Genomic DNA, 14,302 nt, shown 5'->3' with positions numbered 1-14,302 from the left:
TTTGTCATAGCAAGCCACAAAGCTTCGGACAACAAACGAGCAGTATATCTAATCAGGATTTTTCGCAGAGAAACGAAGACCCTGATAATCCTCAAGCGTCATCGCATGACGCAGACAGCCGTCAACAACGCGATCAGCCGTCATACCCAATTTTTCTGCAAGCCTCCGTGACGCCATATTGCGTTCATCAATATCAGCGACAATGCACGGAAGTTCGAGACGAGAAAACGCGTGATCAATGATCACTGTCGCTGCTTCGCTTGCAATTCCCTGTTCCCAGTAATCGGGATGCAATCGCCAACCAACTTCTATCTCGGGTCCTGTACCGTCTTCGGGGATCAACAATACCCATCCAAGAAAGCAATCCGGTTGCGCCTTTGCAAAGATCGACCAATACCCAAGACCGCTTCCATAGTCCTGGCCGATACGGGCGGCGATAAATGCCCTGTGTTGCACAGGATCACGCCACGGGCACTGAACGAAGTCGACAACCCCCGGTGCCCTGTCCATTGCAAGACAGGCATCAAAACCGTCCATCGTCCTTGGCCGCAGGAATAGGCGTTCGGTTTCAAAAATCATCTGGATGCCGGGTCATCATGATTGCGTTCTCGCCACCATAACAAAAAACGGCACCGGTTTCCCGATGCCGTTTGAAGTCATCAAAGGTCCTGACCCTTTCAGGTTTCCTTTTCCTGATATTCCTCGCTGGGGTCATAGCCCTCTGGCCCGACCGGATCGAAGGTTGCCCAGCCTTCATCCTGTTTACTGGGTGGCAGATCCTTGTTGGGATCAACATTCAGCAGCATGTAGGCCTTGGCAATCAGGTTGGCCGTGATCGGAGCAGTCAGGAAGATAAACAGCGTGATCAACAATTCATGAATGGTGAAATGACCACGTTCAATCCAGAAGAACAGCATGGACGCAATCAACAAACCGCCCAAGCCCACGGTGCTGGCCTTGGTCGGTGCATGCAGTCGCGGCAGAAGATCGCGCAACTTGATCATCCCGAATGACCCGATCAGCAAAAAGGCACCGCCAATCACGATCAAAAGCGAAATGATGAGTTCAACAACAAACGGCATCGTAACGCTCCCTTATTCGATGATGTCGCCGCGCAAGACGAACTTGCAATAGGCCACAGTTGATACAAATCCGAACATCGCAAACAGCAATGCCCCTTCGAAATACATCGCAGTCGCCTTGCCGATCCCGTAAAGGATCAGAAGCGCAATGGCATTGATCGCCATGGTGTCGACGGCAAGAACCCGGTCTGCTGTGGTCGGCCCCACCGTCAGACGATACAGGTTCATCAGCAGCGCCAATGCCACACAGACGAAGCCGAAATTGAGCGCATATTCGATCATTCGAAAATCTCCTTCAGACGGCGTTCGTAGCGATTCTTGATGTCATCGATAACGGACTGCGGATCGGGTGCATGAAGGCAATGCACAAGCAGGCTTTTGGCATCGGCACTCAGATCAATCGTCACCGTTCCGGGCGTCATCGTGATGGTACCGGCAAGTGTGGTGATGGCTTCGGGAGATGTCAGATCAAGCGGCACGACAACCGACTTTGATTCCAGACTTTCGGTTTTGCGAAACAGGATCAAACCAGCCACGACCACATTGGCCACCAGAATATCCCACAACACAATCAGACCGTATTCACACATTCCATAGACGTTGCGCAAACGCGGCCGATCCTGCCAGAAGCTTGACGTGATCAGCGGAATGACAACCGCCAGAATAAGGCCAAAGATCACGGCACCAACCGATATTTCATTGACCAGAAAGACCCACACAACAAGCAGGACCACAGTCAAAAGCGGATGAGGTAGATAACGTTTCAGCATCTTTTCTATCCTATCCCCTTATTGACCAAGCAGTGACAGGGCATTTTCACCCAGCACCGCTTCGATATATTGCGACGTGTCGAACAGCTGCGCGGAAACCCCGTTAAGGTAATCCGTGATCGGCCCAGCAAAGATGGTCAGCGCAACCAGGGCACCCAACATGCCACAGCTTGCAATGATCGGCAGAACCGGCCATTTCGCGCCGTCGACTGTGATTTCACCGTCGACCGAAGCACTTTTCCAGAACAGGACACTGCCCGCCCGGCCAAAGCCCACGATACACATAAGTGATGTCACGAGAATAATCGACCAGATCCAGACCATGGCATCGCTGTCGCGCGCCGCATCAAGGATTTGCAACTTCCCGATAAAACCACTGAGCGGCGGCATCCCGGCCATGCCGATGGCCCCGGCAAAGAACAGAGCAGCCAGGAAGCCCGACTGATGGAAGCGCGGTGCGGTATTCAGGCTGTCGCCAAATTGCCCGCGACGTGACACCACCAGATCGGCAATCAGGAAAAGCGCCGCAGCCGAGAAGGTCGAATGCAGCATGTAATAAAGACCGGCAGAAATGGCTTCTGGCGTGAACAGCCCGATGGCAATCAACAGGGTCCCCATCGATCCGATCACGGAAAACGCAATCAGACTGTTAAGGCGCTTTGCAGCAAGAACCCCGGTCATGCCCAATACCAGCGTAACCAGTGCTGCCGGCAGAACATAAGGCGCGGCCAACCAAGCCATGTCGCCTGCCATATCGCCAAAGGCCAGCGAATAAACGCGCAAGACGCAATAGGCCCCGACCTTGGTCATGATGGCAAACAGTGCGGCCACCGGTGCCGGTGCATTGGCATAGGTGCCAGGCAACCAGAAATGAACCGGAACCAACGCCGCCTTCACACAGAACACCAAAAGCAGGATCAACGCGCCAGCGCGCAGCAACGCCGCATCACCCGACGCAACATTGGTCACCTGAATGGCAAGGTCGGCCATGTTCAGCGTCCCGGTCACGGAATAGATCATGCCGACACCAATCAGGAACAACGATGACCCTGTCAGGTTGATGACGACATATTGCATCCCGGCCTTAAGACGTTCAGCACCCGCGCCATGCAGCATCAAGCCATAGGACGCGATCAAAAGGACTTCGAAGAACACGAACAGGTTAAAGACGTCGCCAGTCAGGAACGCGCCATTAACCCCCATCAGCTGGAACTGGAACAGGGCATGGAAATGCTTGCCGCGCTGATCCCATTCGCTTGAGGCAAACAGGATAACACCAAGCCCCAGAAGCGATGTCAGGAACACCATCATCGCCGACAAACGATCCAGCACCAGCACAATACCAAACGGTGCGGGCCAATCGCCCAAGGCATACATTTCCGGACCATTGCCACTGGCAAAAATCAAAAGTGACAGTGTCACCGCCACAAGGGCGAGTGTTGCCGTAATCGAAAAGACGCGCTGCAGAATGATGTCGTGACGCACCGCCAATACAATCAGGGCGGCCATCACGGCTGGCAGCACTATGGGAACAACAATCCAGTCACCCATCAGTTTTTATCTCCTGCTTCGGAAGGCGCGCCAACCGGGCGACCGTCAACATGGTCATTGCCAATTTCAAGGAATGCCCGGATCGACAAAACGACGATAAGTGCCGTCATACCGAACGAAATCACAATGGCCGTCAGGACAAGTGCCTGGGGCAAGGGATCAGTATATTCGGTGACACCCTCTCGCAGGATCGGCGGCATATTGATGGTCAGGCGCCCCATGGCAAACAGGAAGACGTTCACCGCGTAGGACAACAAGGCCAGACCGACAACCACCGGGAAGGTTCGCCCGCGCAGCAACAGATAAGTCCCGCAGGTGGTCAGAAGCCCAATACTGCTTGCGACAAGAAATTCCATATCAGGCCTCCTTTTCCGGCGTTGCCGCCGATACGGATGGATCGTAATCCATCGGGTCACGGTTGATTTCGGCATGTTCTGCCATCCGTTCGACCTGTGACAATTTGGCAAGTGCCAGCATCACCGCCCCGACCACGGTCAGGAACACGCCAAGGTCAAAGCCCATGGCAGATGCCAATTCGAACTCGCCAATCAACGGCAGGTGAACATGAACAAAACCGCTGGTCAGGAACGGCAAGCCTGCCACCCAGGCCGAAGCCCCGGTAATGGCAGCTGCGATAACCCCCAAACCAATCATGCCGTGATAGCGGACTTTCATGCGATTCTGGGCCCAACCAAAGCCGGACGCCATATACTGCATGATCAGTGCGACCGAAACGACGAGACCGGCGATAAAGCCACCGCCCGGCTCGTTATGACCGCGCAGGAAGATATAAACACCAACCATCAAGGACAGCGGCAACATCACACGCGTTGCCACCACCATCATCATCGGGTGACGATCAGCTGAGCGACGGTTGCTGACAACCCAATTGGCCAGACGTTTGGCGGCCTCGCCCTGGGTCACGGTTTCGATCAAGGCAAAGATCGAAAGCGCCGCAATCCCCAGAACGATGATCTCGCCAAAGGTATCAAAGCCACGGAAGTCAACGAGGATGACATTCACAACGTTGGTCCCGCCGCCTTCGATCTTTGAATTCGCCAGATGGTAGGACGAGATCGAGTTTGGCAGATCGCGGGTCATGATTGCCCAGATCGCACCACCAACCCCAAGGCCCGCGGCAATCGAAACAATGCCGTCGCGCATTTTGCGCCCGGCCAAGCTTTCTTTTGGCGTTTCCTTGGGCAGGATATTAAGGGCAAGCAACATCAGAATGACGGTTACCACCTCGACCGAAATTTGCGTCAGGGCAAGGTCCGGTGCGGAGAGATAGATAAAGCCAAGTGATACAATCAGGCCAACCACACCAACCAAAAGCAAGGTCAGCAAACGGTTGTGATGCATAAAGACCGAGGCAATACAGGTCGCAACCAACAACAGCCAGCCAATGGCCGCAGGCGGGGAGACTTCAAGAAGTTCCCGCGAACCGGACTGGAAGTCCGGCTGCGCATAGAAGCCTGAAAGCCCGATGCCAATCGCACCAATAATTGTGATTGCAAGATACCGCTGCAGCGATCCGTTATGCAGATTGTCTGAGACAAGTCGGCTAACTGCGACCGACTTGGCGATAGCGCAATCAAACATCGCCTTGGCATCAGGCCGCGACAAGTTCGCGGTTGCCGACATCAATCCACCATGACGCATCAGCAACAACGCACCACCAATCAGGGCGATCGCACTCATGCCAAGCGCCGGCGTCAAACCATGCCAAAGCGACAAATGGTATTCCGGCAATTCACCACCGGTTACTGCCCCTGCGGTCGCGGCTACCAACGGACCGGCGATAGCAGACGGGAACAGCCCGATAAGCACCACCAGAACCGTCAGCAAGGCGGGCGGTGCCCACATGCCAAATGGCGGGTCATGCGGATGGTGCGGCAGGGTTTCATCACGCGGCTTGCCCAGCCAAACATGGAAGATAAACCGGAAGGAATACGCCACCGAGAACAGCGCACCAACGGTTGCCAGAAGCGGTACAACCCAGTTCTGGTCAAACCACATTGTGTGCCATGCTTCCTCAAGCATCATTTCCTTGGAAATGAAGCCGTTAAACGGAATAACACCGGCCATCGAAGCCGCAGTGATAATCCCGATGGTGCCCGCAATCGGCATCAGGTTAAGCAATCCGCCAAAGCGGCGAATATCACGGGTCCCGGTTTCATGATCGACAATACCAGCCGTCATAAACAGGGCGGCCTTGAAGGTCGCATGGTTGATGATATGAAACACACCGGCCACGGCGGCCATAGGGGTCCCAAAACCAAGCAACATGGTGACCAGACCAAGGTGACTGACCGTGGAAAATGCCAGAAGCCCCTTAAGGTCATGCTTGAAGATCGCAATCCAGGCACCAAGCACCATGGTCACAAGACCGGCTGTTGCCACGATATAGAACCATTCCGGCGTACCAGAAAGAACCGGCCACATGCGCGCCATCAGGAAGATGCCCGCCTTCACCATTGTCGCCGAATGCAGATAGGCCGAAACCGGTGTCGGTGCGGCCATCGCATGCGGCAGCCAGAAATGGAACGGGAATTGCGCCGATTTGGTAAAGCACCCAAGCAGGATCAGGATCAGTGCCGGAACATACATCGGCGATGCCTGGATCAGATCGGCGTTCTGCAAAATGACGGTCAGATCATAAGACCCGACAATATCGCCAAGGATCAGCATCCCGGCAATCATCGCCAAACCACCGGCGCCGGTAACGGCAAGCGCCATGCGGGCACCCTGACGGCCTTCTGGCAAATGTTTCCAATACCCGATCAGAAGGAAGGATGACAGCGATGTCAGTTCCCAGAAAATCAACAGCAGCAGGATATTATCAGACAGAACGATACCGACCATGGCCCCCTGGAACAGTAGCAGGAACACATAGAACCTGCCCATCGGGTCGTCCTTGGAAAGATAGAACCGCGCATAGATGATGATCAGCAAACCGATGCCAAGGATCAGCGTTGCAAACAGCAACCCAAGCGCATCAAGGAAGAAGGTCACATTCAGACCCAGTTCCGGCAGCCACGTGTAACTGACCTGAAATACCTCGCCGGCAATGACCGCCGGGGCCTTCGCCATCAGCAGGATCAGGGCAAGCAGCGTGACAGAACCGGTTGCTGTGGCACATGCATTGCGCCCGGCCCTGATCATTATGGCGGGTAAGACCGCCCCAATGAAGGGAAGCAAAACAATGAGGGTGAGACTCATGAAAGACCCTTATTTTTGGATATTCGCCGCATCGCCCCGAACGCGAGACAGCAAGAAAATTCCGCCAGAAGTTAATATTAGTACTGATAATGGTCAAGAAAACCCAAACAGCGCAGCTTTTTAACACCCTGCTGTCAAGTGAAGCCGATCACCAAAGATCGCAATTATAGCGGGCAAACCTTACTTTTTACCGCCTGCGAGCTGTATCGCCTCTGGCATCATGCGCAGTCTGACCATGGCAATCGTTCCCAAAACAGGCCCGACAGCCAACATGGCAAACGCCCCCCACCAACCAGTCTGATCGGCGATCACCGGCACAAGATGGATGGATACAAGGGCGATCAGAAAGCCGATGGCATTTTGCAGGGTTAATGCTGTGCCGACCTGATGCGGATCGGCAAGTTCAATCACACAGGATGAAAATTGCGCGGAATCCGCAACAACCGAAATTCCCCAGACGACACAGACCACAAGAAGAAGAACGAACGGCGCATCGGCCAAACCACCCGCGATCAGCGCACAGGCACCGCTAACCACCATGGCGGCAATTGTCACCGTCGTTCGCCCAATCCGGTCTGCGTAATAGCCCCCGGCCAAGGAACCAAACGCCCCAACCCCGACAATCGCAAAGGTCGAAAGGGCAGACCAGATGCCGGGATCATCGACCATCCGATCGGAAAATGCGCCATATAGGAACAAACCGATCCAGCCCCACATGGCATAGAGCTCCCACATATGCCCGAAATAGCCATAGCAGGCATGACGCAACGGCTTGTTTGACCAGATCTTGCCAACCATTTTCGGATCAAAGCGCGGCGAGCGTCCCGGCGTGCCGCCCAAATGCACGAACAACACCGCAATCGCGGCAATATAGGCGGTCACACTGGCAGTCATGATCACGTATCGCCAGTCCAAGGGTACCGCCACCGCAAACAGGTGCGGCATGGCAGACCCCATGGTCAGCGCCCCGACCAAGAGCCCCACCAAGAAACCTGTATCCCCGCGTGACCAGGTTGCCACCATCTTCATGCCAATCGGGTAAATCCCGGCCATGCAAACGCCTGTGATCAACCGCAACAGGATCACAACAATGCCGTCAACCGGTACAACAAGGATCAAAATATTGGCAGTCGCGGCAATCATCGCCGATGCCGCCCAGAAACGCCGGGGTTCGATGCGATCCGCCAGACCGAGGATCGCACTGGTTACAGTTCCCAGAACGAAGCCCAGCAAAACTGCACTGGTAAATAATGAAGATTGCAGCGCCCCAATACCAAACTCGCTGCGCAATTGCGGCAGCACCGCCGTGGCCGAAAACCACAGCGCGAGCGCCATCAACTGGCAGACCGTAATCATGGAAACGGCAAAAGTCTTGCCCGTACGCACCGTGCTTCCCCCGCGGCATTTTTGGTATTTCGGCCATCATACACAGATGTTGGCGAATGCCTATCTTGGAACACCTCACCTTTCCAGCCGTTTAACAAGGACCCCGACACCTGAAATGGCAGGAAGGTCGCAATGGATTTGCTAGATCAATATTCAAACGGCGTCATGACCGCACTTGGTTTCTTCTGGAACGCGCTGTGGGCGTTTGTGCTTGGTTACGCCATCAGTGCCGCGATTCAGGTTTTCGTCCCCAAGAACCGACTGACTGCACATATGGGCGATGCCGGGATCGGCAGCGTTTCGCTTGCCGGTCTGTTTGGCACCGTATCAAGTTCATGCTCGTTTGCGGCCCTCTCGGCAGCACGATCGCTGTTTCAGAAAGGCGCACATTTCATTGCCACTGTCGCCTTCATGTTCGCATCGACCAACCTGGTCATTGAACTTGGCGTTCTGATCTTCCTGTTTCTGGGGTGGCAGTTTCTGGCCGCCGAAATCATCGGCGGTATCCTGATGATTGCGATTTCTGCCGTTCTGATCCGCGTGACATATCCCAAGGCGATGATTGAAGCCGCCAAGCAACATGCCGACGCGGAAACCGGCAGCGAAGAAGACGACTTCGACTGGAAGAAACGCATCAAGTCCAAGCAAGGCTGGCAACAGGTCGGCAACCGCTTTGTCATGGAATGGCAGATGGTCTGGCGTGAAATCCTGATCGGTTTCACGATTGCCGGCTTCATTGCGGTGTTTGTCCCAGCCGAATTCTGGCAGACCCTGTTCCTTGCCGGGGACGGCACGGGTAAGGCGGCAGACTTGCCATTTCTGACGGTTCTTGAAAATGCCCTTGTGGCACCATTTGTCGCCGCCGCGACCTTTATCGGCTCGATGGGTAACATTCCATTGGCCACGGTTCTCAGTGCCGGGGGTGTCAGCTTTGCCGGGATTATGGGCTTTATCTATTCGGACCTGATGGTCCCGCCACTGGTCAAGGTCAATGCCCGGTATTATGGCTGGAAAACTGCGCTTTATATCGCAGGTGTCATGTATGCCAGCATTGTGGCCACCGCGCTTATCCTGCATTACGCCTTTGTCGCACTCGGCGCCCTGCCTGAAAGCAACCGTGACATCGCGGAAGTCAGTGCCTTTGGCGTCAATTACACGCTGTTCCTGAATATCGCGGCCTTTGGGCTGATTGGCATCCTGCTGTGGCTCCGCCGCGAAGGCCAAAAGGCAGCACAGCATGACCACGAGCACGATCATGGTGGACACGACCACGGGCATGATCACGACCATGACCATGGCGACGGGTCCGTGCTTTCCCTTAAAAACGTGATTGTCGGGACGGCACTTACTCTGCTTGCAGGTGGCCTAGTGCTTAAGGCAACCAGCTTGATCTAGAAAAAAAGTGCCGCCGGCAAAGCCGAGCGGCACAGTTTTCCCGAGCGGGAATGAAACACCAAGTCAGTTAACTTAATCAGTTTAGATCACGCTGATCATCAATCACTTTGCCGTCATTGGGCAGACTGCCAACCTCTGTGGCCAAAACCGTCCCACGCAGTTTGCAAACGCTGGCTAGCGTTTCGGCAATCGCGTCAATCTGGCCGTCATCAATACCCTCGCAGGTCAGGGTCATGACGTCGTTATCGTTTTCGCGGGTAACGACAAGCCGCGCCCTGGCAATATCGCCATGGCGTTTGACGATTTCACCGATCTGTTGCGGATGAACAAACATGCCCTTGATCTTGGTGGTCTGATCGGCACGCCCCATCCAGCCCTTGATACGATGGTTTGTGCGACCACAGGCACTTTCACCCTCGGCAATTGCCGACAAGTCACCGGTTGCAAACCGGATCAGCGGATAGTCCATGTTAAGCGTGGTAACGACGACTTCGCCAACCTCGCCCTCTGCCACCGGCTCGCCCGTGCCCGGACGGACGATTTCAAGAATGATGTCTTCGGCAACAATCATGCCGTCCTTGGCATCGCTTTCATAGGCAATCAGGCCAAGGTCGGCACTGGCATAGCATTGCAGCATGGCGATATCGCGTTCGGCAAACCAGGATCGCAGACTTTCTGGCAATGCTTCGCCCGATACCAATGCGCGCTTGATCGATGAAATATCCGCACCGAGTTCCTCGGCCTTTTCGATCAGGATTTTCAGGAAGGATGGCGTGCCGCTATATCCGGTTGGCTTAAGGTCGCTGATTGCCTTGACCTGTGCCTCGCTTTGTCCAACCCCGGCCGGAACGACAACACACCCACAAGCACGTGCGCCACTGTCAAAGATAAAGCCCCCCGGTGTCAGGTGGTAGGACAGGCAGTTATGAACAATATCGCCGGGGCGGAAGCCGGCGGCAAAGAACGCGCGCCCCATCCGCCACCAGTCATCGCCCTTGCCCTGCGGATCGTAAATCGGCCCCGGGCTTTGGAACAGGCGCGCCATCGCCGGGATTGGCGTTGCGTTCAGTCCCGCCAGCGGCGGTTCCTTGGCCTGCGCATCAATCAGATCCGACTTGCGGGTCAGCGGCAGTTTCGCCAGTGTCTCGCGGGTGGTGATTTTTTGCGGCTCGATATCGGCCAACAGTTGACCATAAGCCTTCGATTGTGATTTGGCATGATGCAGAATGCGCGGCAGTGCGGCCATCAAGCCGGCCTCGCGGCTTCCGGGAGTTCGCGTTTCGCGCTCGTCATAGTAAGTTTTAAGCATCATACCCGTCTTTCATTCAAAGGCGTCCATCACACCGATATACGCCCCGGTGTTTTAATCCTAGAGCCAACGTTTGCGGCGCTTGTAGGACTTGATGTTCTTGAAGCTTTTGCGTTCTTCAGAACCGCCGCCAAGATAGAACTCCTTGACGTCCTCGTTATTCAGAAGCTCGTCACGGGTGCCATCCAGAACAACCTTACCGCTTTCCATGATGTAACCATAGTCGGCAACCTTAAGCGCAAAGTTGGCGTTCTGTTCAACGATGAGCATGGTGATGCCCTGTTCGCGGTTGATCTTTTCGATAATCCCGAACACTTCCTTGACCAGAAGCGGCGACAAGCCCATTGACGGCTCATCAAGCAAGATCATTTTGGGCCGCGCCATAAGCGCACGGCCAATCGCCAGCATCTGTTGCTCCCCACCTGAAAGGTAACCGGCAAGCCCGGTACGTTCCTTCAGGCGCGGGAAGTATTCAAAGACCATTTCAATATCGTCTTTGACCTTGTTGTCCTTGCGCGTATAGGCGCCCAGACGCAGGTTTTCGATGCAGGTCATATCCTCGATGATACGGCGGCCTTCCATAACCTGGAACAGGCCGGAGCGCACGATATCCTCGGGATTGCCATTGGCAATCTGGTTGCCCATGAAACTGATGTCACCACGGGTGACTTCGCCGTCTTCGGTTTTCAGCAAACCCGAAATCGCCTTAAGCGTCGTGGATTTACCAGCCCCGTTCGGGCCAAGAAGGGTAACGATCTTGCCTTGTGGGACCTCAAGCGAGACGCCACGCAGGACCAGAATCACCTCGTCATAGACGACTTCGATATTATTGACCGACAGCATCGGTTCGACGGTTTCTATTTTGCGGGCCGGCTCTGCCATGGTGTCCCTTTCGAATGATCTTCTTTTGATCTCCAGCTGTCGGAGACAGGGCATCTTGCGTCTTATGCCCTGCCTCCGAACAGTCTGGGAGACATTCGTCTTACTGGATGGTCTTAGTAACCAAGCCAGTCGTCACGACGCGGCAGCGTTACAGTCGTTACTTTTTCGACCGTTGCTTCACCGCCCTTGGCACTACCGTTATAGATATTGACGGTGTTGATGCCGCGATGGTCTTCGGCGGTCCAGGTTGCTTCCATGCAAACGCCTTCAAGACCGGCCGGCACCCAGTTCTGGCGGGCATACATGCCTGCCTTGATGTTTGCACCGGTGATGCCGCCATTGTTCTTGGCCCATTCCATGGCTTCTTTCATGTAATAGGCAGAACAAATGCCACGGATATAGTGATGGGTGCGGAACTCTTCGCCAGAGCTGTCCGACATCTTGGAGATTTCGCGCACCAGATCCATGCCCGGAACACCTTCATCGGTCCAGAAGCTGGTCATCGCCGGGAAGATGTAGTTTTCGACCTCGCCAATGGTTTTAAGGGTCTCGTAGTCACCAGCCCAGATGTTGGCCAGCCATTTCGGGGTGGCGCCAACCGTGTCACAGGATTTCACCAGTGACACAACCGACGGACCGAGGTTACCAAGGTAGCCATAGTTGGTCCCGGCTTCCTTAAGCGTCAGGCACTGTGCCTTGAAATCACCCGGCTTCATCGAAACAACGACCGGTGCGGTTACTTCAAAGCCAAGCTCGGTTGCGTATTCCGCACAGGCTTCTTTCGGGGCGTTCGGATAAGGGTGGTTATCGCCAATATGCGAGAACACCGGCTTGCCCGAACCACCGGACTGTTTCCAGTCTTCTGCAGCCCACTGAACCAGCGCACGGCAGGCGTCGGAATAGGACGCACCATAGAAGAAGTTATAAGGTGCCGGTTTGGCGGTTTTCGGGTTTTTGCCAGTCGGGTCGGTCAGGTGACCGGAATAGGATGCGGAATAGACCGGCACTTCATCCTTGGCAACGAAGCTGATCAGGGCTTCGGTATCGCCCGTGCCCCAGCCTTGCATCGCAACCATGTCGTTGCGCGAACGCCATTTCTTGTAGTTCGCAATCGCCTGCGGAACCTTGTAGGCATAGTCAACAGATTCAGAATCCAGAACCGTGCCATCAATACCGCCATGGGTGTTGATGTAAGACAGCGCATCGCGCACACCATCGGCATAGAACTTGCCGATAAAGCCGGTGGCACCGGTGATATCCATCAGATGGCCGACAAATACCATATCGTCATCTGCTTGTGCTGCCGAGAACGACAGCCCCGTTGCGACCATCGCGGTCGCAGCAATCAATCTTTTCATAACGACGTCTCCCTTGGACGTTTTCACTAAAGTAAGCCTCCCGGTCGCCCCGTTTTTGTCCCGGCCCTTTTGTTTTTTGTAAGCGGGCCGGGTTCGGGGTTTTAGTCAGTACGAGAAGGGATAAAGCTTCCAGTACGCCCTGATCTGTTGCCAGCGATGGGCAAGCCCATCCGGCTCAAAGATCAAGAACAGGATGATGGCCAGACCAATTGCCATCTCCTTGATATAGGCCAGCCCGTCGGTCACAGCCGTCGAATTGGCCCATTCAAAAACGCTCAGTGCGCTGACACCGGTTTCCATGACTTCGGGCAACAAAACCATAAACACCGTGCCCATCAACGTCCCTTTGACGGAACCAAGACCACCGATGATGATCATGCCCAGGAACTGGATCGACAGCAGAATGGTAAAGCCCTCGGCCGAGACAAAGCCCAGATAGTGGCCATACATCGCCCCGCCGACACCGGCATAGAAAGACGAAATCGCAAAGCTCATCAGGCGATATTTCGTGAGGTTGATCCCCATGATTTCAGCCGAAAGATAATGGTCACGTACCGCAACAAAGGCACGGCCATCGCGGGTCCGCATCAGGTTCGTCCCCAGCAGATACATCACCACCAGGAAGAACAGGCAGACATAGAAGAAGCTGAAATCATCCAGAACTTCATAGCCAAACACATTGACCGGATTGGCGGCCGCGCCATAGGAACCGCCCGTAAACCATTCGGCCCGAGCAAAGAAATCTTCGAGGATGAACTGGGCTGCCAGTGTCGCAATCGCCAGATAAAGCCCCTTGATGCGGGCGGCTGGCAACCCAAACAGCATACCGACCGCTGCGGTCATCAACCCGGCGAGCGGGATCGACAACAGGACGGGAATGCCGGTTGTGTTGTTAATCCAGGCCGACGCAAAGGCACCAAAGCCAAAGAATGCGGCATGGCCCAATGAAATCTGCCCGGTAAAGCCAACCAGAATATTCAAACCCAGTGCGGCAATCGCAAAGTAGGATATCTGAATGAACAGGTTGACGTAATAGCCATCCAGCACAAACGGGATCATGGCAACGGCAAAGATACCAAGGATCGCGGCGTTACGGATATAGGTCGTATCAAAGATGCGGGTATCCTGACGATAAGTCGTTCGGAAGTCACCGCAAGGACGTATAGAAAATCCAGCCATAGTATATCTTCCTCGTCCTTAGGGCCTGTTGATGATCAGGATGCCGTCGTGGCGGGATCGTATTTTCCAACCTGCAAGAAGTGGATGGCGCTGCGTGGCGGGCCCCACGAAAGCCAGCCGCGACGCCGCAGGTGGGAAAATACGCCCCGTCCCAGAGGGATTGCTGCC

At 54.9% G+C, this 14,302-nt stretch carries 13 protein-coding genes; 1 reads left to right on the top strand and 12 read right to left on the bottom strand.

The window, feature by feature from the left end; translation table 11 throughout:
- Positions 1–48: 48 nt before the first annotated feature.
- From TH2_RS04675 to TH2_RS04640, 8 genes are all read right to left on the bottom strand, one after another.
- A complete protein-coding gene (locus TH2_RS04675; RefSeq protein WP_040822700.1) occupies positions 49–579 on the bottom strand; it encodes a GNAT family N-acetyltransferase in 531 nt (176 codons plus the stop codon).
- A 98-nt stretch (positions 580–677) separates the two neighbouring features.
- The gene (locus TH2_RS04670; protein ID WP_008889249.1) at positions 678–1,082 is read right to left on the bottom strand and encodes a Na+/H+ antiporter subunit G; all 405 of its coding nucleotides are present in this window, start codon (positions 1,080–1,082) and stop codon (positions 678–680) included.
- Positions 1,083–1,094: 12 nt separating this feature from the next.
- Positions 1,095–1,364 carry a K+/H+ antiporter subunit F gene (locus TH2_RS04665; protein WP_008889248.1) on the bottom strand — a complete coding sequence of 90 codons (270 nt, stop codon included), beginning with the start codon at positions 1,362–1,364 and terminating at the stop codon, positions 1,095–1,097.
- Entirely contained in the window at positions 1,361–1,852 is a 492-nt protein-coding gene (locus TH2_RS04660) for a Na+/H+ antiporter subunit E (protein ID WP_008889247.1), read from the bottom strand. The genes TH2_RS04665 and TH2_RS04660 overlap by 4 nt, the downstream gene beginning before the upstream one ends.
- An 18-nt stretch (positions 1,853–1,870) precedes the next feature.
- Positions 1,871–3,403, bottom strand: a complete 1,533-nt coding sequence (locus TH2_RS04655) for a monovalent cation/H+ antiporter subunit D (protein WP_008889246.1) — start codon at positions 3,401–3,403, stop codon at positions 1,871–1,873.
- Positions 3,403–3,759, bottom strand: a complete 357-nt coding sequence (locus TH2_RS04650) for a Na+/H+ antiporter subunit C (RefSeq protein ID WP_008889245.1) — start codon at positions 3,757–3,759, stop codon at positions 3,403–3,405. The genes TH2_RS04655 and TH2_RS04650 overlap by 1 nt, the downstream gene beginning before the upstream one ends.
- A 1-nt stretch (position 3,760) precedes the next feature.
- Positions 3,761–6,625, bottom strand: a complete 2,865-nt coding sequence (locus tag TH2_RS04645; RefSeq protein WP_008889244.1) for a monovalent cation/H+ antiporter subunit A — start codon at positions 6,623–6,625, stop codon at positions 3,761–3,763.
- A gap of 180 nt (positions 6,626–6,805) precedes the next feature.
- Positions 6,806–8,011: an MFS transporter gene (locus tag TH2_RS04640; RefSeq protein ID WP_008889243.1), complete on the bottom strand. Its 1,206-nt coding sequence runs from the start codon at positions 8,009–8,011 to the stop codon at positions 6,806–6,808.
- Positions 8,012–8,143: 132 nt separating this feature from the next.
- Between TH2_RS04640 and TH2_RS04635 the strand changes: the two genes are divergently transcribed.
- Positions 8,144–9,406: a permease gene (locus tag TH2_RS04635; RefSeq protein WP_008889242.1), complete on the top strand. Its 1,263-nt coding sequence runs from the start codon at positions 8,144–8,146 to the stop codon at positions 9,404–9,406.
- 76 nt (positions 9,407–9,482) lie between these two features.
- Here TH2_RS04635 and TH2_RS04630 read toward each other — a convergent pair whose 3' ends face one another.
- From TH2_RS04630 to TH2_RS04615, 4 genes are all read right to left on the bottom strand, one after another.
- On the bottom strand, positions 9,483–10,718 hold the full coding sequence (locus TH2_RS04630) for a phenylacetate--CoA ligase family protein (RefSeq protein WP_008889241.1): 1,236 nt from the start codon (positions 10,716–10,718) through the stop codon (positions 9,483–9,485).
- Between the two features lie 57 nt (positions 10,719–10,775).
- Positions 10,776–11,558 carry an ABC transporter ATP-binding protein gene (locus TH2_RS04625; RefSeq protein ID WP_008889240.1) on the bottom strand — a complete coding sequence of 261 codons (783 nt, stop codon included), beginning with the start codon at positions 11,556–11,558 and terminating at the stop codon, positions 10,776–10,778.
- A 152-nt stretch (positions 11,559–11,710) separates the two neighbouring features.
- Complete coding sequence (locus TH2_RS04620; protein WP_008889239.1) at positions 11,711–12,955, bottom strand: ABC transporter substrate-binding protein; 1,245 nt, start codon at positions 12,953–12,955, stop codon at positions 11,711–11,713.
- Between the two features lie 105 nt (positions 12,956–13,060).
- Positions 13,061–14,134, bottom strand: coding sequence for a branched-chain amino acid ABC transporter permease (locus TH2_RS04615; RefSeq protein ID WP_008889238.1), 1,074 nt, complete (start codon positions 14,132–14,134; stop codon positions 13,061–13,063).
- Between the last annotated feature and the right edge of the window lie 168 nt (positions 14,135–14,302).

Origin of the sequence: Thalassospira profundimaris WP0211, assembly GCF_000300275.1 — a bacterium.
Taxonomy (GTDB): Bacteria; Pseudomonadota; Alphaproteobacteria; order Rhodospirillales; family Thalassospiraceae; genus Thalassospira; species Thalassospira profundimaris.
This window is presented reverse-complemented; position numbering and strand designations above follow the sequence as displayed.

What these genes read in the sequence shown, in the direction of transcription:
- TH2_RS04675 (WP_040822700.1), bottom strand. Translation starts at nt 579, where the DNA reads ATGATTTTTGAAACCGAACGCCTATTCCTGCGGCCAAGGACGATGGAC.
- TH2_RS04670 (WP_008889249.1), bottom strand. Translation starts at nt 1,082, where the DNA reads ATGCCGTTTGTTGTTGAACTCATCATTTCGCTTTTGATCGTGATTGGC.
- TH2_RS04665 (WP_008889248.1), bottom strand. Translation starts at nt 1,364, where the DNA reads ATGATCGAATATGCGCTCAATTTCGGCTTCGTCTGTGTGGCATTGGCG.
- TH2_RS04660 (WP_008889247.1), bottom strand. Translation starts at nt 1,852, where the DNA reads ATGCTGAAACGTTATCTACCTCATCCGCTTTTGACTGTGGTCCTGCTT.
- TH2_RS04655 (WP_008889246.1), bottom strand. Translation starts at nt 3,403, where the DNA reads ATGGGTGACTGGATTGTTGTTCCCATAGTGCTGCCAGCCGTGATGGCC.
- TH2_RS04650 (WP_008889245.1), bottom strand. Translation starts at nt 3,759, where the DNA reads ATGGAATTTCTTGTCGCAAGCAGTATTGGGCTTCTGACCACCTGCGGG.
- TH2_RS04645 (WP_008889244.1), bottom strand. Translation starts at nt 6,625, where the DNA reads ATGAGTCTCACCCTCATTGTTTTGCTTCCCTTCATTGGGGCGGTCTTA.
- TH2_RS04635 (WP_008889242.1), top strand. Translation starts at nt 8,144, where the DNA reads ATGGATTTGCTAGATCAATATTCAAACGGCGTCATGACCGCACTTGGT.
- TH2_RS04630 (WP_008889241.1), bottom strand. Translation starts at nt 10,718, where the DNA reads ATGATGCTTAAAACTTACTATGACGAGCGCGAAACGCGAACTCCCGGA.
- TH2_RS04625 (WP_008889240.1), bottom strand. Translation starts at nt 11,558, where the DNA reads ATGCTGTCGGTCAATAATATCGAAGTCGTCTATGACGAGGTGATTCTG.
- TH2_RS04620 (WP_008889239.1), bottom strand. Translation starts at nt 12,955, where the DNA reads ATGAAAAGATTGATTGCTGCGACCGCGATGGTCGCAACGGGGCTGTCG.
- TH2_RS04615 (WP_008889238.1), bottom strand. Translation starts at nt 14,134, where the DNA reads ATGGCTGGATTTTCTATACGTCCTTGCGGTGACTTCCGAACGACTTAT.